The organism is Terrabacter tumescens, from assembly GCF_014646815.1.
Lineage (GTDB): Bacteria > Actinomycetota > Actinomycetes > Actinomycetales > Dermatophilaceae > Terrabacter > Terrabacter tumescens.
Genome location: NZ_BMNZ01000010.1, coordinates 57,794 through 77,383, shown reverse-complemented (window position 1 = coordinate 77,383; position 19,590 = coordinate 57,794). Strand labels below are relative to the sequence as shown.

Genomic DNA, 19,590 nt, shown 5'->3' with positions numbered 1-19,590 from the left:
AAGCGGCCCCAGCGGCCGACGACCTGCCATCATCCGTGCCATGGGATTCGCAGACCTCACCATCCCCGGGGTGGCCGGCACCGTCTCGACCGACTTCTCGTTCTGGAGCGGCTACCGGTTCACCGTCGACGGACGTCAGGTCAAGCCCCACGGCTTCCCCCGCAACCGGCTGACGCTCCCGGGAGCGTCCGGCTCCGTCGAGGCGAAGATCAAGGGCGGGTTGGCTCGGGCGCACCCGGCCCTCGTCGTCGGCGGCACGGAGTACGCGACCGGTCCGGACACCCCGAGACTCCAGCAGGTCCTGGCGCTGCTGCCGATGCTGACCCTGCTCCTGGTCCAGGGCGCGATCGGCTTCGGGGTCGCCTTCGGCGGGACGGCCGTCAACATGGGCATCGTGCGGGGCGACCAGCGCGACGGCGTGAAGGTCGCCCTGATGATCGGGACGCTCGTCGTGGCAGTCGCCGTCGACCTGGCAGCCGTCATGGCCCTCGACGCAGCCTTGGGCGGGTAGCGGATAGCGGGAACTGCGGGGCACGCTCTCGTCATCCGGTGAATCCCTTTGGTGTGGAAAGGGATGCTTCGCCATCACCTCCTCGGGGTGATTGCCCGCCGAGAGCCGCGAAGTGGCGGTGTCGCCTGACCTGTGCTCGCTACCGTGACGACACGTCACCATCGGGTGGCTCACGCATCTGGGGTCCGTCGGCGCTCTTCCGCCGGGCGGAGCGCGTCAGGCTCGGCACCGCAGTTCCGGAGGATCCCCATGACCCGTGAGCACGTGCGCACACCGCAGCGCAGGGGCGTCTCCCGGCGCACCGTCACCAGGGGCGCGGCCTGGTCCGTGCCGGCGGTCGTCGTCGCCTCGGCCGCCCCGGCCATCGCCGCGTCCGGCCCCTCGCCCACCAATGCGGTCGGCACGGCCTGCAAGCTCCCGGGCAACAGCGCACAGGGCTGCGCCGACGTCTTCGCGGGGCTGCCCGGTCTCAACCCCGACAAGGCCTTTGCGATCCCGCTGCTCGTCACCAACAACACGTACAAGGCGATCGTGCTCAAGTCGTCGATCAGCATCAGCTCGTCGGGGCTGCCGTTCACCGTCGTCGGCATCGTCCCGGCCTACTGCACGTCCATCGCTCCAGGGGCCTCCGTCAAGATCATCGTCTACGCCAACTCCGACAACAGCGCGAACCAGGGCGTCACGCTGTCGATGACGGTCCCGTGGGGGCACGACTGCGACGACACCGATCACGCGCCCGTCGTCGTCCCGGGCGTCTCGATCCCGGCGTTCCCGCCGTGCTCGTCGCGGGTCCCCTTCCCGACGGGGTCCCCGACGTGCGACCCGCCCTTCTACCAGAGCACCTGACGGGCCGGCTCGGGCTCAGCCTGCTGCGCCGGGCCCCGGGAGCAGGTCGACGTCGTCCGCGTGCATCGGCTCGCCGCAGCTGCTGCAACGGGGGTCGACCTCGGCGATCTCGCCGCAGGCACGGTGGCGGTAGAGCACCGGAGGGCCGGCCGGGCCCGCGAGCCAACGGTCGCCCCACTTCACCATGACCATGAGCATCTCGACGAGCTCGGTGCCCTTCTCGGTGAGGTGGTACTCGTAGCGGGGACGTGCGTCGTAGGGTCGCCGCTCGAGCACGCCCTGCTCGACCAGGTGGTGGAGCCGCTCGGTGAGCACCTTGCGGGAGATCCCGAGGTCGGACTGGATCTGCTCGAACCTCGTCATGCCGACCCAGACGTCTCGCAGGACCAGTGGCGACCACGGCTCGCCGATGACGTCGAGCGTGCGGGCGATGGAGCATGACATGTCGCCGAACTGCGTGCGCTGCATGGGAGCAGACTAACATTCGGGGTTCCTTCAAGGAACTTCGCCTGCTAGCGTGGCAGAGTCTCCTCACGGAACTCGGAGGCGGCGAACAGACGACGACCGCACTGCGAAGGAGCTCGACATGCTCGACGACGACGTCCGCACCGTCCTGGACGGGACCCCGATCGCCCACCTCGCGACGACTCTTCCCGACGGTTCCCCCCACTCGGTGCCGCTCTGGATCGGCACGGTGGGCGACCGCGTCGCCTTCCTCACCGGACCGGGCTCGCGCAAGGCCCGCAACCTGCGCCGCGACCCGCGCGTCGCCATCTCGCTCACCCCGCCCGACGCCCCCTTCACCCCCGTCGTCCTGCGGGGTCGGGTCGTGGAGTGGCTCGACGGCGACGCGGGGTGGGCAGCGGTCGACGACCTCGCGATGAAGTACGTCGGCGCGCCCTACGGCCGGGACGTCGAGCGGGTCGTGGCGCTCGTCGACGTCGACCACCAGAAGCTGGGGGTGTGACCCCGTGGGCGACAGCACGCACCTGACCGTGGCCGACGTGACCGCGCTGCCCCACGCCACCGACGACGAGGTGCAGGAGGTGGCCGCGACCGCGCAGCCGTTCAGCCTGCTCGTGCTGCGGTGGGCGCCCGGCCGGCACCAGGAGGGCGCGGAGGCCATCGAGCGCGAGCACCAGCGACGCATGGTCGGCCTGCGGGCCGGCGGGGTGATCGCGGTGCTCTGCCCCGTCCTGTCCGACGAGGTCGCCGGCGCCGCCGTCATGACCGTGGTCCCCGAGGTCGCCGACGAGGTCATGGCGGCCGACCCGTGCGTTCTCGCGGGGATGATGACCCACGAGGTGCGGCCCTGCGTGGCCTTCCCCGGTGACACGGTGCCCGGCTGACGAGGGCGCCCGAACACGATCCGAACACGACGCGGACCGGGGCTTCACCTGCACGCGAGAGCGTAGGGGTCATGAACACCGACACGCGCCGGACGACCGGCCTGCTCCGCTCCTCCACCACCCTGGGCGCTGCCGTCCTCGTGCTGGGCAGCCTCGCCCTGGGGGCCTGCTCCAAGACCGACTCCACCGGCACCGCCGCGAGCGCGATCGGGGCCCAGGCCCAGTCCCAGCAGGACGCGGCGACCGACCGCGACACCGTGGACCTCGTCGACGCCGCCCTCGTCGACGCCGCCCTCGTCACCCCGGCGTCGGCCGACACCAGCCAGGGCGCCGATGCCACCCAGGGCGCCGACGCCGGCGCGGGCGACCGCAAGGGTCTGCGCGCCCGCCTGCTCCGGGCCCTGCACGGCACGTGGGTCACCGAGGGCAAGACCGGCCCGGTCACTCACCAGGCGATCCGCGGCGACGTCACGGCCGTCTCGGGCACGTCGATCACGGTCAAGGCCAAGGACGGCTTCTCCCTGACCTTCTCGGTCGGTGCCGACACGAAGGTGCGGCAGCGGTCCCAGGGCAAGGGCGCCGACTCCACCATCTCGGCCGTCAAGGTCGGCGCCAAGGCGCTCGTCACCGGCGTCGGCGCGACGAACCCCACCGCCCGCGCCGTCGTCTTCAAGGTCATGACGTCCCAGCCCGGCGGCTCACCCTCCCCGAGCGCCACGAGCTGAGGCGCGGCACCGGCCGGGGACGGGCCGGACCGGTGCCGCAGACGAGGGAGGCGCCCCGCACCCGGCGGGACGCCTGCCTCGTGACGTCGCCACACGGCATACGACCACGTATGCCGTGTGGCGAGCTCGTCAGCCCTGCGGCACCGACGACTTCTCGTCCTCGGGCTCTCCGGCGGGCTCGTCGGAGCGCCGGTTGGAGAGCAGGCTCGTCACGGTGACGACGGCGAGGATGCCGAGGATGACGCCGAGCGAGAGCAGCGTCGGGATCTCCGGGACGCCGGGCCACACGCCGTGCGCCCAGTGCAGGACGAGCTTGACGCCGATGAAGGCCAGGATGAGCGACAGCCCGTGGCCGAGGTGGACGAGCTTGGCCAGAGCGCCCTCGAGGACGAAGTAGAGCGCCCGCAGGCCCAGCAGCGCGAACGCGTTCGTCGCGAAGACGAGGTAGGGGTCGCCGGTGATGCCGTAGACCGCGGGCACCGAGTCGATGGCGAAGACGATGTCGGTGCCGAGGATGGCGATCGCGACGAGGGCGAGCGGCGTCAGGGCGCGCTTGCCGTCCTTGCGCACCGTGAGGTTGGTGCCCTCGTAGGTGTCGGTGACGGGGTAGAAGCGGCGGATCAGCTTGACGCTGCGCAGCTGGTCGACGTCGATGCTGTGGTCGGAGTGCGAGAGCGCGTCGCGGCCGACCTTGACGGCCGTGGCGAGCAGGATCGCGCCGAACAGCAGGAAGGTCCAGGCGAAGCTGGCGATCATCTGCGCGCCGAGCGCGATGAAGATGCCGCGGAGCACGAGTGCGCCACCGACGCCGATGAGCAGCACCCGCTGGCGCAGCTCGCGCGGCACGGCGAACGCCGACAGCAGGATGATGAAGACGAAGAGGTTGTCGACCGAGAGCGACTTCTCGACGAGGTAGCCGGTGTAGTACTCGACGCCCTGCTGGGAGCCGTACTGCCACCACAGCCAGCCGCCGAAGACGACGGGGATGGCGATGTAGAAGACCGACCACCCGATCGCCTCGCGCATGCTCGGGTCGTGCGGGCGGCGGGTGATGAGGAAGTCGACGACGAAGAGGGCGGCGACGCCGGCGATCGTCGCGATCCACAGCGTGGGCGAGCCGATCGACTCGAGCGAGCCTGCGGGCGGCGCCGGGGTGGCGGCGGGTAGGGCAGTGAGCATGGGTCTCCTCAGAACGATGTCTGAGGTCTCCTTCACCGACTGTCGTCGGCCGCGGACCGGGGCGGACGTGGGACCGCCGTACTGACCGGAGCGCGCGAGGAAGTACTCCCCTCGGGGCACAGTCTACGGGTGGCGGTCCCACCGCCCAAACGGCTGTCGAGGGTTGGTGTCAGACCTCGCGCACGGCCCGCACGGCGAGCCCGGCCACCTCGTCGCTCCCGGCCCGTCGGGCGCCGGCCGCCCAGTCGCTCTCGTCGGCGGCGTACTGCGTGCCGTAGGCCGGCTGGCCGGGCTGGGTGCGCCAGCCCTCGGCGAGCGGCCCGAGGTCGAGGGTGTCGTAGCCCAGGGCGTCGAGCGCCCGGCGCACGGTGTCCTTGGCCGCGGCGTCGTCACCGGCGATGGCGAGGGCGCTGCGCTCGTCGGAGCCGGCCGGGTCAGCGGGACGAGCAAGGTCGCGCAGGTGCTGGAAGAAGATGTTGTTGAAGCCCTTGACGACGTGCGACTGCGGCAGGTGCGCCTGGAGCAGCTCGGAGCTCGTCGTCGAGCCGTCGTCCAGCGCCTCGATCTGGCCGTCGCGCTGGGGGTAGTAGTTCATCGTGTCGATGACGACCTTGCCGACCAGCTCGTCGACCGGGACGTCGCGGTAGGCCTTGAGTGGGATCGTCACGACGACGATGTCGCCGGCCGCTGCTGCCTCCTGCGCGGTCGCCGCGCGTGCGTGCGGGCCGAGCTCGCTGACGAGGTCCGCGAGGGTCTCGGGACCCCTGCTGTTGCTGAGCACGACGTCGTGTCCGGCCGCGATCGCGAGCCGGGCGACGGTGCTGCCGATGTTGCCGCTGCCGATGAATCCCCAGGTGGTCATGAGCTGGTCAACCGTGCTGCCGTGGTCCACATTCCGCGGGGCTGGCCTGACGCGTCGATGAACCGGCGCATGGTGCTGCAGCTGGTGGGGTGATCACCCCACCGATCGCAGGACCATCGGCAGCGTCATCAGGTATGCCGTCCGCGGCCTTCGCGGCTCGGGTGGCGTCATGGGGTGGCCGGGTGGGAGAAGCGCGGGGTGGCGGGGTGGGGGAGGCGCAGGGTGAAGCGCGCCCCTCCCTCGGCTGCGTGCCCCGCCTCGACCGTGCCGCCGAGCACGTCGGCGAGCCGGCCGACGATGGCGAGCCCGAGGCCGGTGCCGACGGGCCGCAGGCCCCGGTAGCGCTCGTGCAGCACCGACGGCTCGAACGCCACGGCGAGGTCCTCGTCGGTGAGTCCCGGGCCGCCGTCGCGCACCTCGACGACGTCGACACCGCCACGGGGACCGGTCTCCCGGCGCACCTCGACGACGACCGGACGTCCGGCCGGCGTGACCCGCAAGGCGTTCTCTAGCAGCCCGTCGACGAGCTGGCGCACCCGGGCCGGGTCGGTGACGGTCCAGGCGTCGGCGACGTCAGGCACGAAGGTGAAGGGCACCCCGACGGCAGCGCAGCGCCGGGCCCAGACCGACTCGACCTCACGACCGAGCGCCACGAGGTCGGTGCGCTCGGGGGCGACGCTCGGGCGGTCGGCGCCGAGCCGGGCCAGGTCGAGCAGGTCGCCGACGAGCCGCTCGAGCCGCTTGGCCTCGGTGAGCACGACTCCGCCGACGCGGGCCGTCTCCTCCGGCGGCACGACCCCGCCCGCGAGCGACTCGGCGTAGCCGCTGATCCCGGTCAGGGGTGTGCGCAGGTCGTGCGACACCGACAGGAGGAAGTCGCGCTGGCGCCCTTCGGACCGGGACAGCGAGCCCGACAGGGAGTTGAGCGCGCTCGCCACCTCGGCCACCTCGTCCGGCCCCTCGACGGGGACCTGCACGTCTCGCCGGCCCGCCGCCAGGGCGTGGGCCGCGTCGGCGGTGCGGCGCAGCGGCATCGACAGCCGCCGGGCCACGGCGACGCTGACGACGACGGCCACCGCGGCCGCGATGAGCAGGGCCAGCAGGACTCGTCGCACGAGTCGGTCCGAGTCCGCCGTCGCGTCGGACCGGCGCTGGACCAGCACGATGCCGCCGGCGTCGGTCGGTCGGCCCTCGACGAGCACGAGGGTGCCCCCGAGGTCGTCGCGCGCCGAGACCGTGCGTCCGGCGAGCAGGGCCCGCTGGCGCGCCGGTGTCAGGGCGTCCCGTGCGAGCGGGCTCGTCGACGTGACGACACCACCGCGCCCGACGCTCGCCGACTCGATGCCGAGAGCCCCGAGGGTGCGCACGGCCCGGTTCTGGGCGACGCGCGCGGCGGCCCCGGAGTCGGCCCGCTCCGCCGCCGCGTCGGCGATCCGCGCGAGCGTGGTCCGGGCCGACTCGTCCACCGACGTGCGGGTCAGACCGACGACGAGCAGGCCGGCGAGCAGGGCCGTGAGCACGGCGATCCCGACGGCGAGCAGCACGATCCGGCGCGAGAGCGACCCGCGCGACGGGACCGCACCCGCGGTCACCGCGTCGGCCGTCACGGCGACCCCGGCCCGGCAGGGTCGGCGCCGTCACGCGTAGCCCGCTCGGCGGCATACCCCACCGCGCGCACCGTCCGGATCGGGCTCGCGTCGCCGAGCTTGGCGCGGACCTGCGCGACGTGGACGTCGACGGTGCGCGCACCGGCCGTCGCGGCATACCCCCACACGTCGCTGAGCAGCTGCTCCCGGGTGAAGACGACACCCGGACGTCGCAGCAGATGACTCAGCAGGTCGAACTCCGTTGCGGTCAGGGCGATCTCGCGCCCCGCGACGCGCACCTCGTGGCTCGTCAGGTCGAGGGTGAGCTCGCCGAAGCGCCGCACCTCGGGAGCCGTGTGCTCCCCGCGCGTGCGCCGCAGCACGCCCCCGAGACGTGCCACGAGCTCGCGCGGGGAGAAGGGTTTGGTGACGTAGTCGTCGGCGCCGAGCTCGAGCCCGACGATGCGGTCGACCTCGTCGTCGCGGGCCGTCACGAAGAGCACGGGGGTCCAGTCGCCGCGACCGCGCAGGCGCCGGCACACCTCGATGCCGTCGAGCACCGGCAGGCCGATGTCGAGCACGATGGCGCTGGGCCTCAGGTCGCGCGCCGCGTCGAGGGCCGTGGCTCCGTCGCCGACCACCTCGACGCCGTAGCCGGCCGCGCGCAGGTTGAGGCGCAGCACGTCGGCGATGGCCGGCTCGCCCTCGACGACGAGCACGAGGCCGCGACCGGTGTCAGGGCGATGGTCGGAGCGGCGGTCAGGGCCGGCGCCGGGCTCGGTGGACACGATCGCAGCGTAGTGAGCGCAGGCGCCGCGCACGTCACGCTCATGTTCGAGTCGTGTCAGGACAGCTCACCCCGTCGAGTGGCCCCGTCGTCACACGTCCGGTGGCCCCCGCCCCGTCGAGTGGCCCCGCTTTCACACCGCGAGGGGGGCGGATGGGTGTCCTGTCGTGTGGCGGATGGGACGACGGGGCCACTCGAGGGGAGGGATGGTGGAGTCGTGGCAGAGACGGGGCGCTCAGTCGAGTGGGGCGGAGCGCTCAGTCGAGTGGGACGGGCGCTCACTCGAGGGGGCGGGGCGCACGGCGCGGCGGCGGACCACGACCCAGGTGACGATGCCGGCGACCACGGCCAGCACGACGACGGCGCCCCACCACGAGCCGGCCTCGGCCGCGAGCCAGGCCTGCACGACCGCGAGCCCGACCGTCGCGTAGAGCACGGCCCAGACGACCGACCCGACGACGGCGGCCGGGAGGTACCAGCGCAACGGCATCCGGACGACACCGGCCGTCAGGTGGATCGCGGTCTGGATGCCGACGGTGAGGTAGGAGAGCGTGACGGCGAAGGGCCCGAAGCGGTGGATGAGGCGCTCGGCGCGCGCGGTCAGGTCACCGTGGGCCCCGCGGTAGCGACGCCACCCCGCGATGGCGCCCCGGCCCACCCAGTAGGTGCCGTTGGAGCGCACCATGGCGCTCGCGAAGAGCGCGAGGAACGCCTGCCAGAAGGGCAGCGCCGCCAACGTGTCGAGCATGGTCCAACCCTAGGCGGGCCCAGCGCGCCACCTGCCTCCGGTGTGGCCCTCCGTCAGCGCGAGCGGAAGTCGACCTCGGCCGCGGGCACGACGTCGCCCGTGCGCCCGGGCGAGTCCGACCAGGACCAGTAGGTGTTGGTGTGCGCGATGACCTGCTCGGCGCTGACCGGCACGCCCCACTGGCGCAGGTCCTCGGTGGTGTGGGCGTCCTCGACCAGCGTCGCGTCGTAGCCGCGGACGAGGGCTCCGTGCAGCGTCGAGCGGATGCAGGCGTCGGTCTGCGCGCCGGTGACGACGAGCCGCCCGACCTGCCGCTCGGCGAGCAGCGTCTCGAGGTCGGTGTCCTCGAAGGAGTCGCCGAAGCGCTTGTGCACGAGCGGCTCGCTCTCCTCGCGCGTCAGCTCGGGGACGTACTGCCACCCGTCGCTGTCGACCGGCATGTTGTCGTCGGAGTGCTGCACCCAGATGACGGGGACGTTCTCGCCCCGGGCCTTGTCGACGAGGATGTTGATGCGGCCGATGACGCCGTCGCGGTCCCAGGCGTCGGCGACGACCTGCTGCTGCACGTCGATGACGAGCAGGGCGGTGTTGGGGCGTCCTTCGAGCGTGGTCATGGTGGCTCGCACCTCCGTGTCGGTCTGCCGCGTCGTCCTGTCGACGCTACGCCGACGCACCGACAGCCGGGGCGTTCACGGTGCGACGGAACGTGCGACGAGCAGGCAGAACGGGTGGCCCGCCGGGTCGGCGAGGACGACGAGCGGCTCGACCTCGTCGGCGGTGCGGTCGAGGAGCACCTCGGCTCCCAGCGCGACCGCCCGGTCACGGTGCCGTTCGAGCTCCACGGACGACGGCACGGCGTAGTCGACGTGCAGCTGCATCGGCACGTCGTGCGACGGCCACGTCGAGCGTGGGAGCCGTTCGTCGACCCGCTGGAAGGCGAGCCGTCGCACGCCGTCCGCGTCGAGCAGGACGAGCCAGTCGGCGTCGTCCGGACCCTCCGTGGGCGGCTCGTCACCGGGCCGGTAGCGCAGCCCGAGCAGCTCGCGGTAGAACTCCGCGAGACCGCGGGCGTCCTCCGTGTCGAGCGCGGTGTGCATGAGTCGCGGGTATGCCGTCTGCTCCGTCACGGGCCCTCCTCGGTGGACGTCCCCACCCTACGAGCGCCGCCGGGGCTACGGTGCCGGTGTGGAGGCCCCGACCGACCGCACGGTCTCGTGGCGGCCCGCGGTCGCGGGCGTCGCGGAGGTCTTCCATGCGCAGTGGCACGACCACGCCTATCCGGTCCACACCCACGACACGTGGACCCTTCTCGTCGTCGACGACGGCGTCATCGGCTACGACCTGGACCGCCACGACCACACCGCCGTCCGCTCTGGGGTCACCCTCCTGCCGCCGCACGTCGTCCACGACGGCCGGGCCCTGACGTCGGCCGGCTTCCGCAAGCGCGTCGTCTACCTCGAGGAGGACGTCATCGCGCCCGACCTCGTCGGTCGGGCCGTCGACGCGCCGCTCGTCCCGGACGCGGACCTGCGCCGCGCCGTCTCCCTCCTCGACCGCGCCCTCGTCGCGCGCGACGACCTCGAGGCCGAGTCGCGCCTCGCACTCGTCGTCGAGCGCCTCACCTCCCATCTTGTATGCCGTATCGCCCCGCCTGCACCCACCGCCCGGTCCGCGGGTGGCCGGGTCGCGGGTGGCCGGGTCGCAGCGCTGGCGCGCGAGACGTTCGACGCGGACCCGGTCGGTGCCGACGGGATCGCCGCCGTGGCGGCCTCGCTCGGCGTCACGACACCGCACCTCGTGCGGTCGTTCGTCATGGCCTACGGCATCGCCCCGCACCAGTACGTCGTCGGCCGCCGGCTCGACCTCGCCCGCCGACGACTGCGCGACGGCGTCCCGGCAGCCCTCGTGGCGACCGAGTCCGGCTTCTACGACCAGGCGCACCTGACGCGGCACTTCAAGCGCTTCCTCGGCACGACCCCCGGCCGCTACCAGCGGGGCGTCTGACGGCACGGACGGGCGCGATGCCACCACCCGGCATACGTGATCGGGCGTGTGGTCGGGCGCCCGTTGTCGTGGGACGACACCACCTGCGCGATCTCGCGCCCGATCTGCCGCAGGATCAACGACGTACAAGACGGTGGCCGCCACCGCGCCGGAGGCTTGGCCCATGGACGACCTGCTGACCCCGCCCTTCGACACCAAGATCGCCGTTCTCGTGCGCGACGACCTCGAGCCCTGGCAGCGCCTCAACGTCACGGCCTTCCTCGTCAGCGGCGTCACGGCCGCGCACCCCGAGCTCGTCGGACAGCCGTATGCCGACGCCGACGGTCACACCTACCTGCCCCTCCTCGGCATGCCGGTCCTCGTCTTCGAGGGGGCGTCCGCGACGCTGACCTCGGCCCACGAGCGGGCGCTCCGACGCGGCACGGCGCTCGCCGTCTACACGCGGGAGATGTTCGCGACCGGCCACGACGCCGACAACCGCGCCGCGGTGGCGGGGGTCCCGGCGGCGGACCTCGACCTCGTCGGCCTCGCGCTGCACGCCCCGAAGAACGCCGTCGACCGCATCCTCAAGGGCGCCCGCCTGCATCCATGACCCGCCACCGGCACGACGTGCGCCTCCCGTCATGCCCTGCTGATGCAGCCGCGTGTCGTGACATGAAGCGCACGTCGTGTGGCCGACGGCCGCGGGTGGGATGCTGGGCGCGCCATGACGAACCCGAGCGACCTGACCCACGCCCGCGAGCTGACCATCACGTCCGCCGCCAACCCCCGCCTCAAGGCCCTGCTCGGCCTGCGCCGGCGTCGCACCCGCGAGGAGACCGGCCAGACGCTCGTCGAGGGCTACGAGGAGATCGGCCTCGCCCTGTCGGCCGGCGTGCGGCCCGGCACGGTCTACGTCTGCGAGGAGCTCTTCAGCCCCGCCGGTCGCGCCGGGAGCCAGGACATCGGGCACCAGGGCGACCTGCTCGCGCGGCTGCGCGACGACCGCGTCGAGGTCGTGCACCTCAGCCGCAGCGCCTTCGAGAAGGTCAGCTACCGGGAGGGGCCTGACGGGCTCATCGCGGTCGTCGACCGCATCGGCGTCCCGCTCGCCGACCTGCGCGTCGACGGCCCCGACCACCTGACCCTGCTGAGCCAGGGCGTCGAGAAGCCCGGCAACCTCGGCGCCATGCTCCGCACCGCCGACGCCGCCGGGGTCGACGCCGTCGTCGCGGCCGACCCCGTCACCGACTGGGGCAACCCCAACGTCGTGCGCGCGAGCAAGGGCACCGTCTTCGCCGTGCCTGCCGCGAGCGCCACGACGGCCGAGGCCCTCGAGTGGATCCGCGCCAACGACATCCGCCTCGTCGTCACGACGCCCGAGACCGACCTGCTCCACACCGACGTCGACTACACCGGCCGCGTCGCCATCGCCGTCGGCAGCGAGAAGCACGGCGCCGACCGCACCCTGCTCGACGCCGCCACGCACCGCGTCCGCATCCCGATGTTCGGCTTGGCCAACAGCCTCAACGTCGCAGCATCGGCCGCGATCGTGCTCTACGAGGCGGTCCGCCAGCGCGACGCACGCTGACCCCGCACCCCCTGAGGGGGCCGTCCGGAGCGCGCGACACGGCATACGCGATGACGTTCAGGTTTCATCCATGTGACGGGTGTGACGAGCCCCGCAGCCGGTGGGGAGGGGTGGTCAAGAGCACCCCTTGGCGTGTGTCACGATGTTCTGTATGCGAGTTGACCACGTCTCTTATGCAGCGGAGGCTGGTGGCCTCAAGGCCACGGCCGCCCGCCTGTCCGAGCTCATCGGCGTCGCGCCGGTCGACGGCGGGGTGCATCCCCGGTTCGGCACGCGCAACGTCATCTTCCCGCTGGCCAAGGACCACTACCTCGAGGTCGTCGAGGTCCTGGACCACCCGGCCAGCGACAAGGCCCCCTTCGGCCAGGCCGTCCGTGCCGCCTCCGAGGCCGGCGGCGGCTGGCTCGGCTGGGTCGTCGCCGTCGACGACATCGCCAAGGTCGAGCAGCGCCTCGGCCGCGAGTCGGTCCCGGGCAACCGGCACCGCCCCGACGGCACCGAGCTCAAGTGGCGCCAGCTCGGCATCAAGGGCCTCATGGCGGACCCCCAGGTCCCCTACTTCATCGAGTGGGACGACATGACGGTGCACCCCTCCGCGGGCGCCGACACGTCGGTCTCCATCGACAACCTCCAGATCGCCGGTGACCCCAAGCGCGTGCGCGAGTGGCTCGGCCCGGAGGACACCTTCGACAAGGGCGGCATCGACTTCACGTTCGTCGCGCCGCACGGCACGCCCGGCCTGCTGTCGGTCACCTTCGACACCCCCGGCGGCAAGGTCACCATCTGACCCGCTCCAACTCGCACGCCAGACGGCGGTCACCCTTCGGGGTGGCCGCCGTTCGTCGTTCCCCGATGGCGTATGCCGTGTCGCGCGCCGGGCGGTCGTACCCGGTTTGTCGGGGTGGCCGGGTTAGGGTGCCTGGATGCCCCAGGAGCCGGTGCACGAGCTCGACGGTCAGGTCCGCAGGTGGGGGAGGCTCCGCCGGGTGCCGTCCCTCGACCTCGAGGCGCTGCCGCCGGACGTGCGGGCCGCGGTCGACGCGATGCTCGCCGGGCAGGAGGTCACGCTCCGGCGGGACGGGCGCGAGATCGGCGTGCTGGTGCACCGCCCGAGCGTGCTCGTCGGGACCGTCGTGGGCGGGCTGGAGCCCGGTCGCGGGGACGGTGACCCCGAGGAGGCTGCGCCGCGCGTGCCGGAGGGCGCCATGGTCGTGGCCACGGCGACGAAGCTGTCGAAGGCGGCCCGTCAGCGGCTGTCGGACGAGCTGGGCGCGGGCTACGTCGTGCTCGACCTGCTCAAGGCTCCGACGAGCGCCGACGTCGTGCTGACCCACCCGGTGAGCCCGCAGCTGCTCGGGTCGCTGCGGATGATGTTCCCCGACGCCCGGATCATCGTGACCGAGATCGAGGACGACGAGCTCGGCGTCAGCGCGCCGGGGCCCGTGAGCCGGCTGCTCGATGCGGGCGCCTCGGCCTACCTGCCGCCGCGCCCGTTGCGCGAGGTGGCCGCCAACGTGCACGCCTACCTGACGGGCTCGGGGGCGCCGCAGCTGACCGCGGGCAGTTCGGCGCCGGGGCCGGTCGCGTTGCCGTGGGCACCGACCGACGGGGTCGGCACGCAGCCGTGAACCCCCGGCGCCTTGTGGGTGCTGGGGGCCTGTCCGAGGCGCGGCTGAGGGCTCGTCGCCTCACACCGCGGCGGGCTGCCAGAGGCCGGCGGCGTTGCGCCGATGGGTCATCCGGAAGTGGGTCGGGGGCTCGAGCCAGCCTCGCCGCTGCTGCTCGACGAGGGGCAGCAGGAACGGGCTGACGTCGTCGGTCGGGAGCCCGAGAGGGTCGAGCCACGCGACGTCGCGGATGTCGGGCTCGCCGTCCGGGACCCGCGGCGCCGGCCCGGGCTGCACCGCCGCGTCGAAGAAGCAGATGAGCTTGCGGGCGCGCCGCTCGTGCCACTCGTGCACGCACGTGGCGAGCAGGGCGCCGACCTCGACCGCGACGCCGGCCTCCTCGAGCGTCTCCCGGGCCGCGGCCTGCTCGAGATCCTCGCCGGGGTCGACGTGACCGCCGGGCAGCTCCCACGAGGTCACGCCCAGGCGCTCGTGGCGGATCATCAGCCACTCGGAGCCGCGGCGCGGGACGGTGAAGGCCGTGACGGTCGTCGTCCACGGTGTCAGGGCGGAGGCACCATCGGGCGCAGGCCCGCGGTCCGTCATGCCGTGGTCCGTCATGCCGTGGTCCTCGTCGAGTCGTCGGGTGCGCGGTCGGCGCGGTCGGCTCGGTCGGCGCGACGAGCGGCGAGGAGCGTGCCGACGGCGCCGACCGTCGCAGCGACGACGACGGCCGTGAGCGGGGACGCCGGCGGCGGGCCCCAGGCGGTGAGGGTCGTCTGTAGGGACGCGCCCATGACGCGGAGACCGTCGACGATCAGCTCGGAGAGGGCGTCGCCACGGATCGGCGTGCCGCGCAGTGCCTCGAGCACGTAGCGCACCGCCGTCAGCGCCGACGCGGTGACGACGAGCAGGACGAGCGAGCCGACCCACGCGGCGACGCGGGCGAGCAGGTGGGCTCGCGCGGCTCCCACGAGAGCCAACCCGACGCCGGCGCCGGCCAAGGCGGCGAGCAGCGTCGGCAGCCACGTCGGTCCCGGCGACCCGAGGCTGCCGAGCACGAGCTGGCCCAACCAGTCGGCGATGAAGACGGCGGCAGGCGCCGACGCCGCCGCGCGCACCGCGGCACCACCGAGCGACACCGTGAGGCCGAGGACGAGACCGAGCAGTGCACCCGCGACGGTCACCGCGACGAACGCCACCCGCACCTGGGCGGCGGTCGTCCCGGAGCCGCCGAGGTCGGGGTCGGGGGAGAGGGTCTGCACGACCGACCAGCCGGCCGCGAGCAGCGCTCCGAGCGTCGTCAGCGCGGCGAGGACGAGGCGCCGGGAGCGGCGGGAGGTGCTGCACCACGGGGCGCTGCCGGCGAGCAGACCGGCCACGACCGTGACGACGACGAGCATCGGCAGCAGCTGGTGGTGGAAGGGCAGCAGGGCGTCGCGCAGGTCGTTGCGCGGGTTCCACGGCGTGCCGAAGGTGCCCTGCCGGGATCGCCGGACGATCCATGGGAGCAGGCCGACGAACCAGCCGAGCACGGCAGCGATCGGCACCACCCACGGGCTCGACCAGAGCCCCGACCCGAGCCGTGTCCCGCGGCCCTCGTCCGGCGGTGCCTGCTGTGGTGCTGTCGTCGACGTCACCGTCTGACCTCCCCTGTCGTGCCCGACGACCGGTCCGTCGTCGGTGACCCGAGCCCACCAGAACGTGCCGTGCGCGTCAAAGTGCGGATGCGACTCGGCTCGGGTCGGGTCGGCTATCGATGCCGCGTCAGGACTCGACGCAGAACTCGTTGCCCTCCGGGTCGGCCATGACGACGACGTCTCCGTCGCGGCCGATGACCGTCGCGCCCAGGATCGTGAGCCGGTCCACCTCGGCCTCGACCGGGCCGACGGCCCTCAGGTCGAAGTGCTGCCGGTTCTTCGCGGTCTTGCCCTCGGGCACGGGCTGGAACCACAGGGTCGGCCCGCCCCAGCCCGCCGGCTCGACCCACGCTCGCCGGTCCGTGCTGTCCTCGTCGACGTTCGAGCCGAGCGCCGCGGCCCAGAAGCCCGCGAGCCGCAGCGGGTCGGAGCAGTCGAACGTCACCGACTTCACGAAGGCCACCATGCCCCGAACCTAGCCGCCCGCCGCTCGCCACCACCCGTTTGAGGTAGGCGCGCCGCAGGGATCGCTACCGGCATACCTCAAACCGGCGGCGGCAGAAGGAGACCGGAGACCTCAGCGGCCCCAGCGCTTGAGGCGCAGCGAGTTGCTGACGACGAGCACCGACGACAGCGCCATCGTCGCCCCGGCGATCATCGGGTTGAGCAGGCCGAACGCGGCGAGCGGGATGGCGGCCGTGTTGTAGCCGAACGCCCACGCGAGGTTCTGCTTGATGATGCGCAGCGTCTCGCGCGAGAGGCCGATCGCGTCGCCGACCGCGTCGAGGTCGGGGCGCACGAGCACGATGTCGGCCGAGTCCATGGCGACGTCGGTGCCCGAGCCCATTGCGAGGCCGAGGTCGGCCTGGGCGAGCGCCGCGGCGTCGTTGACCCCGTCGCCGACCATGGCCACGACGCGTCCCGACTGCTGCAGCTCGGTGACGACGGCGTGCTTCTGGGCGGGCAGCACGTCGGCGCGCACGTGCGAGGCGTCGATGCCGACCTGCTCGGCGACGCTGCGGGCGTTGGAGGCGCTGTCGCCGGTCAGCAGGTAGGGGGTAAGGCCGAGGGCGCGCAGCCGCGCGATGGCGGCCTTGGACGACTCGCGCACGGTGTCCTCGACGGTGAGGGCGGCCTGGGCGACGCCGTCCCAGCCGACGAAGACCGTGGTGCCGGCGCTCGCGCGGGCGTGCTCGAGCAGCTCGGGGGCGACGCTCTCGAAGAGCACCGCCTTGCCGACGGTGACCTCGGTGTCCTTGATCCGTGCGGTGGCGCCCTCTCCGGGGTTGGCCTCGAAGTCGTGGATCCGCGGCAGCTCGAGCCGGGCCAGGCGGGCGCCGTCGACGATGGCCTGTGCGATGGGGTGCTCGCTGCCCTGCTCGACGGCGGCGGCCGCGGTGAGGGCCGCCTTCTTCGAGAGCTTGCCGAGCACCGCGATGCTCCGCAGTCGCAGCTCGCCGGTGGTCACGGTGCCGGTCTTGTCGAGCACGACGGTGTCGACGCGGCGGGTGTCCTCGAGCACCTGCGGGCCCTTGATGAGGGTGCCGAGCTGCGCGCCGCGGCCGGTGCCGACGAGCAGCGCCGTCGGTGTCGCGAGGCCGAGCGCACAGGGGCAGGCGATGATGAGGACGGTCACTGCGACGGCGAGCGAGGTGCCGAGGTCGTGGCCCGTCGCGAGCCACGCGACGAACGTCACGAGGGCCAGCACGAGCACGACCGGGACGAAGACCGACGAGACCCGGTCGGCGAGGCGCTGCACGTCGGCCTTGCCGGTCTGGGCGGTCTCGACGAGGCGCTGAATGCCGGCGAGCATCGTGTCGGCCCCGACCTTGCGGGCCTCGACGACGAGGCGCCCGGTCGTGTTGATCGAGCCGCCGGTGACGTCGTCGCCGGGGGAGACGTCGACCGGGGTCGACTCGCCCGTCACGAGGCTCGCGTCGACGGCGCTCGACCCGTCGCGCACCACGCCGTCGGTCGCGACCTTCTCGCCCGGTCGCACGACGAACTGGTCGCCGACGACGAGCTGGTCGACCGGGATCCGCAGCTCGCTCGTGATCCGCGACTGCGGGTCGATGCGCAGGACGGAGACGTCCTTGGCGCCGAGGTCGAGCAGCGAGCGCAGCGCGTCCTTGCCCGAGTCCTTGGCGCGCGCCTCGAGGAAGCGGCCGACGAGCAGGAACGTCGTGACGACCGAGGCGACCTCGAAGTAGAGGTGCATGCCCCCCTGCAGGAGCTCGACGACGGAGTACCCCCACGCCGCGAGCACCCCGAGGGAGACGAGGGTGTCCATCGTCGAGGCGAGGTGGCGGGCGTTGACGGCGGCGGCGCGGTGGAAGGGCCACGCGCACCAGAAGACGACGGGCGTCGCGAGGAGCAGCTGCAGCCACGGGCTGGCGCCGAACGACGGCAGCACCATGGCGAGCAGCAGGACCGGGACGGTCAGCGCGATCGCGACGAGCAGGCGCGGCTTGAGCACGTTCTGGGCGGGCGTGTGCTCGAGGTGGTCCTCGCCACCGGCGCCTGCGTGCCCTCCCGAGCCGTGCGCTGACGAGCCGGACGAGGGCGTATGCCGTGTGGCGGGCTGGATCGAGGAGGCCGGGGCCGTCCGGGCCCGGCTCTCCTGCGGCGCCGCGGCCCGGACCTTCTGCCGAGCCAGCTCCTGGGACCGCAGCTTCTCGAGCAGCGCCCCGGCCGCAGGTCGGTCGGCGGCAGGCGTGTCGACCCGGCCGTCCGCGGACTCCACGGGGGCGCTCTCGGGCGACACGGCATACGCCGTCTGCGAGGCGGCCGTCGAGGAGGCGGGGCGCGAGCCGTCGATGACGGTGGCGCCGTAGCCGGTCTTCTTCACCTCGGCGAGGATCTGCTCGACCGTGACGGGGGCGGTGAAGGAGACGAGCGCCTTCTCGGTGGCGAGGTTGACGGTCGCGGACTCGACGCCGGCGACCTTGGAGAGCTTGCGCTCGATGCGCGCGGAGCAGGAGGCACAGGTCATGCCGGTGATGGCGAGGCGGACCTCGTCGGGGTCCCGCCTCGCCGTGGCGACCGGCGCCTGGCCCTCGCTCATCGGAGGCTGTAGCCCGCCTCGGCGACGGCGTCGGCGACGACGGCCGGGTCGAGGGGGGCCTCGCTCGTGATGGTGACGGGGGAGTCCTCACCGGGGTGCAGGTCGACCGCGACGGCGGTGACGCCGGGCAGCGACGACAGCTCGTTGCTGACGGCGGCGCTGCAGTGGCCGCACGTCATGCCGGCGACGGTGATCTCGGTCTGGGTGGTGCTCATCGGGTGCCTCCTCAGGCGGTGGTCGGGTTGCGTCGGGGTGCTCGGCTGTGGACTCGGCTGCGGACTCAGTTGCGGACTCAGCTGCGGACCAGGCGGGCAATGGCCTCGGAGGCCTCGCGCACCTTCTCGGCGGCGGCCTCGTCGGACTCGCGGGCGGCGTCGACGACGCAGTGGGCGACGTGGTCCTCGAGCAGGCCGAGGCTGACGGCCTGCAGGGCCTTGGTGATGGCGCTGACCTGGGTCAGGATGTCGATGCAGTACGTGTCGGTGTCGACCATCTTCTGCACGCCGCGCACCTGGCCCTCGATGCGGCGCAGCCGCTTCAGGTAGTCGTCCTTGCTGCCGGTGTATCCAGCCATGGGCACCTCCTCGTCGTGGTCAACATGATACCCCTCTGGGGTATTCCTGACGGGTCACGGCTCGCCGAGCAGCTCCGTGGCCAGCCGCTTCGGGGCCTTGGCGAGCCAGGCGTCGGTCACGACCTCGCGGATCTCCTGCGCGGTGAGCCGGCCGATGTCGCGCTCGAGCAGGAGCACGGCGTTGTAGCCGTTCCAGTGCGGCGTCGTGAACCACGGCGAGTCGGGGTCCGAGACCATCGACTCCTTGTCCTCGGCCGTGCACGAGAAGGCGAGCACGTCCTCGTACGGCTGACCCGTCTCCGGGTCGACGGCGTCCTTGCGCGGTCCGCGGGCGAACGCGAACGTCTTGCCCCGCACCTGGAAGGAGGGCCGCCCACCGGACGGCGGGTCGCGCGTCACCTCGGGCAGCGCGAGGGCTGCCTCGTCGATGTCGCTGAGCCGGGCGGCGCGTGAGCGGGCCATGCCTCGGCACGTTACCGCCGAGCGCTGACCTCAGGCGCGGAAGTGACCAGCAAGCCCCGCGTGGCGAGAGCGTGCG

25 protein-coding genes are annotated in these 19,590 nt (G+C 73.0%); 10 read left to right on the top strand and 15 right to left on the bottom strand.

Features of this window, described 5'->3' with window-relative positions:
* Nucleotides 1–40: 40 nt before the first annotated feature.
* Nucleotides 41–511, top strand: coding sequence for a hypothetical protein (locus tag IEY30_RS20210; RefSeq protein WP_030200492.1), 471 nt, complete (start codon nucleotides 41–43; stop codon nucleotides 509–511).
* Between the two features lie 249 nt (nucleotides 512–760).
* Nucleotides 761–1,357: a hypothetical protein gene (locus IEY30_RS20205; protein ID WP_030200495.1), complete on the top strand. Its 597-nt coding sequence runs from the start codon at nucleotides 761–763 to the stop codon at nucleotides 1,355–1,357.
* Nucleotides 1,358–1,372: 15 nt separating this feature from the next.
* Here the strand turns inward: IEY30_RS20205 and IEY30_RS20200 are convergent, their stop codons facing one another.
* Nucleotides 1,373–1,825, bottom strand: a complete 453-nt coding sequence (locus IEY30_RS20200; protein WP_030200498.1) for a winged helix-turn-helix transcriptional regulator — start codon at nucleotides 1,823–1,825, stop codon at nucleotides 1,373–1,375.
* A gap of 118 nt (nucleotides 1,826–1,943) precedes the next feature.
* On the opposite strand from IEY30_RS20200, the gene IEY30_RS20195 reads away from it, so the two are divergent.
* The 3 genes from IEY30_RS20195 (at nucleotide 1,944) to IEY30_RS20185 (ending at nucleotide 3,431) form a co-directional block, all read left to right on the top strand.
* The gene (locus tag IEY30_RS20195; RefSeq protein WP_030200501.1) at nucleotides 1,944–2,324 is read left to right on the top strand and encodes a TIGR03618 family F420-dependent PPOX class oxidoreductase; all 381 of its coding nucleotides are present in this window, start codon (nucleotides 1,944–1,946) and stop codon (nucleotides 2,322–2,324) included.
* A 4-nt stretch (nucleotides 2,325–2,328) separates the two neighbouring features.
* Entirely contained in the window at nucleotides 2,329–2,706 is a 378-nt protein-coding gene (locus IEY30_RS20190) for a hypothetical protein (RefSeq protein ID WP_052358723.1), read from the top strand.
* A 71-nt stretch (nucleotides 2,707–2,777) separates the two neighbouring features.
* Nucleotides 2,778–3,431, top strand: a complete 654-nt coding sequence (locus IEY30_RS20185; protein ID WP_030200506.1) for a hypothetical protein — start codon at nucleotides 2,778–2,780, stop codon at nucleotides 3,429–3,431.
* A gap of 129 nt (nucleotides 3,432–3,560) precedes the next feature.
* On the opposite strand, the gene IEY30_RS20180 is transcribed toward IEY30_RS20185, so the two are convergent.
* The 7 genes from IEY30_RS20180 to IEY30_RS20150 form a co-directional block, all read right to left on the bottom strand.
* Nucleotides 3,561–4,610, bottom strand: coding sequence for a TerC family protein (locus tag IEY30_RS20180; RefSeq protein ID WP_030200510.1), 1,050 nt, complete (start codon nucleotides 4,608–4,610; stop codon nucleotides 3,561–3,563).
* A 169-nt stretch (nucleotides 4,611–4,779) separates the two neighbouring features.
* Complete coding sequence (locus tag IEY30_RS20175; protein WP_030200513.1) at nucleotides 4,780–5,472, bottom strand: NADPH-dependent F420 reductase; 693 nt, start codon at nucleotides 5,470–5,472, stop codon at nucleotides 4,780–4,782.
* A 167-nt stretch (nucleotides 5,473–5,639) separates the two neighbouring features.
* Nucleotides 5,640–7,079 (bottom strand): sensor histidine kinase, encoded by a 1,440-nt coding sequence (locus tag IEY30_RS20170; protein ID WP_052358725.1) that lies wholly within the window; start codon nucleotides 7,077–7,079, stop codon nucleotides 5,640–5,642.
* Nucleotides 7,076–7,846: a response regulator transcription factor gene (locus tag IEY30_RS20165; protein WP_229675117.1), complete on the bottom strand. Its 771-nt coding sequence runs from the start codon at nucleotides 7,844–7,846 to the stop codon at nucleotides 7,076–7,078. The genes IEY30_RS20170 and IEY30_RS20165 overlap by 4 nt, the downstream gene beginning before the upstream one ends.
* A 234-nt stretch (nucleotides 7,847–8,080) precedes the next feature.
* Nucleotides 8,081–8,593 carry a DedA family protein gene (locus IEY30_RS20160; RefSeq protein WP_030200524.1) on the bottom strand — a complete coding sequence of 171 codons (513 nt, stop codon included), beginning with the start codon at nucleotides 8,591–8,593 and terminating at the stop codon, nucleotides 8,081–8,083.
* Between the two features lie 53 nt (nucleotides 8,594–8,646).
* On the bottom strand, nucleotides 8,647–9,207 hold the full coding sequence (locus IEY30_RS20155; RefSeq protein WP_030200526.1) for a cysteine hydrolase family protein: 561 nt from the start codon (nucleotides 9,205–9,207) through the stop codon (nucleotides 8,647–8,649).
* Nucleotides 9,208–9,282: 75 nt separating this feature from the next.
* On the bottom strand, nucleotides 9,283–9,720 hold the full coding sequence (locus tag IEY30_RS20150) for a VOC family protein (protein WP_373286744.1): 438 nt from the start codon (nucleotides 9,718–9,720) through the stop codon (nucleotides 9,283–9,285).
* 58 nt (nucleotides 9,721–9,778) lie between these two features.
* On the opposite strand from IEY30_RS20150, the gene IEY30_RS20145 reads away from it, so the two are divergent.
* The 5 genes from IEY30_RS20145 (at nucleotide 9,779) to IEY30_RS20125 (ending at nucleotide 13,795) form a co-directional block, all read left to right on the top strand.
* A complete protein-coding gene (locus tag IEY30_RS20145) occupies nucleotides 9,779–10,597 on the top strand; it encodes an AraC family transcriptional regulator (protein WP_030200532.1) in 819 nt (272 codons plus the stop codon).
* Between the two features lie 163 nt (nucleotides 10,598–10,760).
* The gene (locus IEY30_RS20140; protein WP_030200535.1) at nucleotides 10,761–11,189 is read left to right on the top strand and encodes a DUF2000 domain-containing protein; all 429 of its coding nucleotides are present in this window, start codon (nucleotides 10,761–10,763) and stop codon (nucleotides 11,187–11,189) included.
* Nucleotides 11,190–11,303: 114 nt separating this feature from the next.
* Nucleotides 11,304–12,167 (top strand): RNA methyltransferase, encoded by an 864-nt coding sequence (locus IEY30_RS20135; RefSeq protein ID WP_030200538.1) that lies wholly within the window; start codon nucleotides 11,304–11,306, stop codon nucleotides 12,165–12,167.
* Between the two features lie 151 nt (nucleotides 12,168–12,318).
* Nucleotides 12,319–12,954, top strand: coding sequence for a VOC family protein (locus tag IEY30_RS20130; RefSeq protein ID WP_030200539.1), 636 nt, complete (start codon nucleotides 12,319–12,321; stop codon nucleotides 12,952–12,954).
* 136 nt (nucleotides 12,955–13,090) lie between these two features.
* Nucleotides 13,091–13,795 carry a hypothetical protein gene (locus tag IEY30_RS20125; protein WP_156035396.1) on the top strand — a complete coding sequence of 235 codons (705 nt, stop codon included), beginning with the start codon at nucleotides 13,091–13,093 and terminating at the stop codon, nucleotides 13,793–13,795.
* A 60-nt stretch (nucleotides 13,796–13,855) separates the two neighbouring features.
* Here the strand turns inward: IEY30_RS20125 and IEY30_RS20120 are convergent, their stop codons facing one another.
* The 7 genes from IEY30_RS20120 to IEY30_RS20090 form a co-directional block, all read right to left on the bottom strand.
* Nucleotides 13,856–14,395, bottom strand: coding sequence for an NUDIX hydrolase (locus IEY30_RS20120; RefSeq protein WP_052358726.1), 540 nt, complete (start codon nucleotides 14,393–14,395; stop codon nucleotides 13,856–13,858).
* The gene (locus IEY30_RS20115; protein ID WP_156035398.1) at nucleotides 14,392–15,414 is read right to left on the bottom strand and encodes a hypothetical protein; all 1,023 of its coding nucleotides are present in this window, start codon (nucleotides 15,412–15,414) and stop codon (nucleotides 14,392–14,394) included. The genes IEY30_RS20120 and IEY30_RS20115 overlap by 4 nt, the downstream gene beginning before the upstream one ends.
* Before the next feature lie 127 nt (nucleotides 15,415–15,541).
* Nucleotides 15,542–15,880 carry a VOC family protein gene (locus IEY30_RS20110; RefSeq protein ID WP_030200552.1) on the bottom strand — a complete coding sequence of 113 codons (339 nt, stop codon included), beginning with the start codon at nucleotides 15,878–15,880 and terminating at the stop codon, nucleotides 15,542–15,544.
* A 111-nt stretch (nucleotides 15,881–15,991) separates the two neighbouring features.
* Complete coding sequence (locus IEY30_RS20105) at nucleotides 15,992–18,478, bottom strand: heavy metal translocating P-type ATPase (protein WP_030200556.1); 2,487 nt, start codon at nucleotides 18,476–18,478, stop codon at nucleotides 15,992–15,994.
* Complete coding sequence (locus IEY30_RS20100; protein WP_030200559.1) at nucleotides 18,475–18,693, bottom strand: heavy-metal-associated domain-containing protein; 219 nt, start codon at nucleotides 18,691–18,693, stop codon at nucleotides 18,475–18,477. The genes IEY30_RS20105 and IEY30_RS20100 overlap by 4 nt, the downstream gene beginning before the upstream one ends.
* 77 nt (nucleotides 18,694–18,770) lie before the next feature.
* The gene (locus IEY30_RS20095) at nucleotides 18,771–19,052 is read right to left on the bottom strand and encodes a metal-sensitive transcriptional regulator (protein WP_020143728.1); all 282 of its coding nucleotides are present in this window, start codon (nucleotides 19,050–19,052) and stop codon (nucleotides 18,771–18,773) included.
* Between the two features lie 54 nt (nucleotides 19,053–19,106).
* Nucleotides 19,107–19,514, bottom strand: coding sequence for an MmcQ/YjbR family DNA-binding protein (locus IEY30_RS20090; protein ID WP_030200563.1), 408 nt, complete (start codon nucleotides 19,512–19,514; stop codon nucleotides 19,107–19,109).
* Nucleotides 19,515–19,590: the final 76 nt, after the last annotated feature.

Bases quoted from the DNA above. Each gene is read 5' to 3' on its own strand.
- IEY30_RS20210 (WP_030200492.1), top strand. From the start codon at position 41: ATGGGATTCGCAGACCTCACCATCCCCGGGGTGGCCGGCACCGTCTCG.
- IEY30_RS20205 (WP_030200495.1), top strand. From the start codon at position 761: ATGACCCGTGAGCACGTGCGCACACCGCAGCGCAGGGGCGTCTCCCGG.
- IEY30_RS20200 (WP_030200498.1), bottom strand. From the start codon at position 1,825: ATGCAGCGCACGCAGTTCGGCGACATGTCATGCTCCATCGCCCGCACG.
- IEY30_RS20195 (WP_030200501.1), top strand. From the start codon at position 1,944: ATGCTCGACGACGACGTCCGCACCGTCCTGGACGGGACCCCGATCGCC.
- IEY30_RS20185 (WP_030200506.1), top strand. From the start codon at position 2,778: ATGAACACCGACACGCGCCGGACGACCGGCCTGCTCCGCTCCTCCACC.
- IEY30_RS20180 (WP_030200510.1), bottom strand. From the start codon at position 4,610: ATGCTCACTGCCCTACCCGCCGCCACCCCGGCGCCGCCCGCAGGCTCG.
- IEY30_RS20175 (WP_030200513.1), bottom strand. From the start codon at position 5,472: ATGACCACCTGGGGATTCATCGGCAGCGGCAACATCGGCAGCACCGTC.
- IEY30_RS20160 (WP_030200524.1), bottom strand. From the start codon at position 8,593: ATGCTCGACACGTTGGCGGCGCTGCCCTTCTGGCAGGCGTTCCTCGCG.
- IEY30_RS20155 (WP_030200526.1), bottom strand. From the start codon at position 9,207: ATGACCACGCTCGAAGGACGCCCCAACACCGCCCTGCTCGTCATCGAC.
- IEY30_RS20140 (WP_030200535.1), top strand. From the start codon at position 10,761: ATGGACGACCTGCTGACCCCGCCCTTCGACACCAAGATCGCCGTTCTC.
- IEY30_RS20135 (WP_030200538.1), top strand. From the start codon at position 11,304: ATGACGAACCCGAGCGACCTGACCCACGCCCGCGAGCTGACCATCACG.
- IEY30_RS20130 (WP_030200539.1), top strand. From the start codon at position 12,319: ATGCGAGTTGACCACGTCTCTTATGCAGCGGAGGCTGGTGGCCTCAAG.
- IEY30_RS20125 (WP_156035396.1), top strand. From the start codon at position 13,091: ATGCCCCAGGAGCCGGTGCACGAGCTCGACGGTCAGGTCCGCAGGTGG.
- IEY30_RS20120 (WP_052358726.1), bottom strand. From the start codon at position 14,395: ATGACGGACCACGGCATGACGGACCGCGGGCCTGCGCCCGATGGTGCC.
- IEY30_RS20110 (WP_030200552.1), bottom strand. From the start codon at position 15,880: ATGGTGGCCTTCGTGAAGTCGGTGACGTTCGACTGCTCCGACCCGCTG.
- IEY30_RS20105 (WP_030200556.1), bottom strand. From the start codon at position 18,478: ATGAGCGAGGGCCAGGCGCCGGTCGCCACGGCGAGGCGGGACCCCGAC.
- IEY30_RS20100 (WP_030200559.1), bottom strand. From the start codon at position 18,693: ATGAGCACCACCCAGACCGAGATCACCGTCGCCGGCATGACGTGCGGC.
- IEY30_RS20095 (WP_020143728.1), bottom strand. From the start codon at position 19,052: ATGGCTGGATACACCGGCAGCAAGGACGACTACCTGAAGCGGCTGCGC.
- IEY30_RS20090 (WP_030200563.1), bottom strand. From the start codon at position 19,514: ATGGCCCGCTCACGCGCCGCCCGGCTCAGCGACATCGACGAGGCAGCC.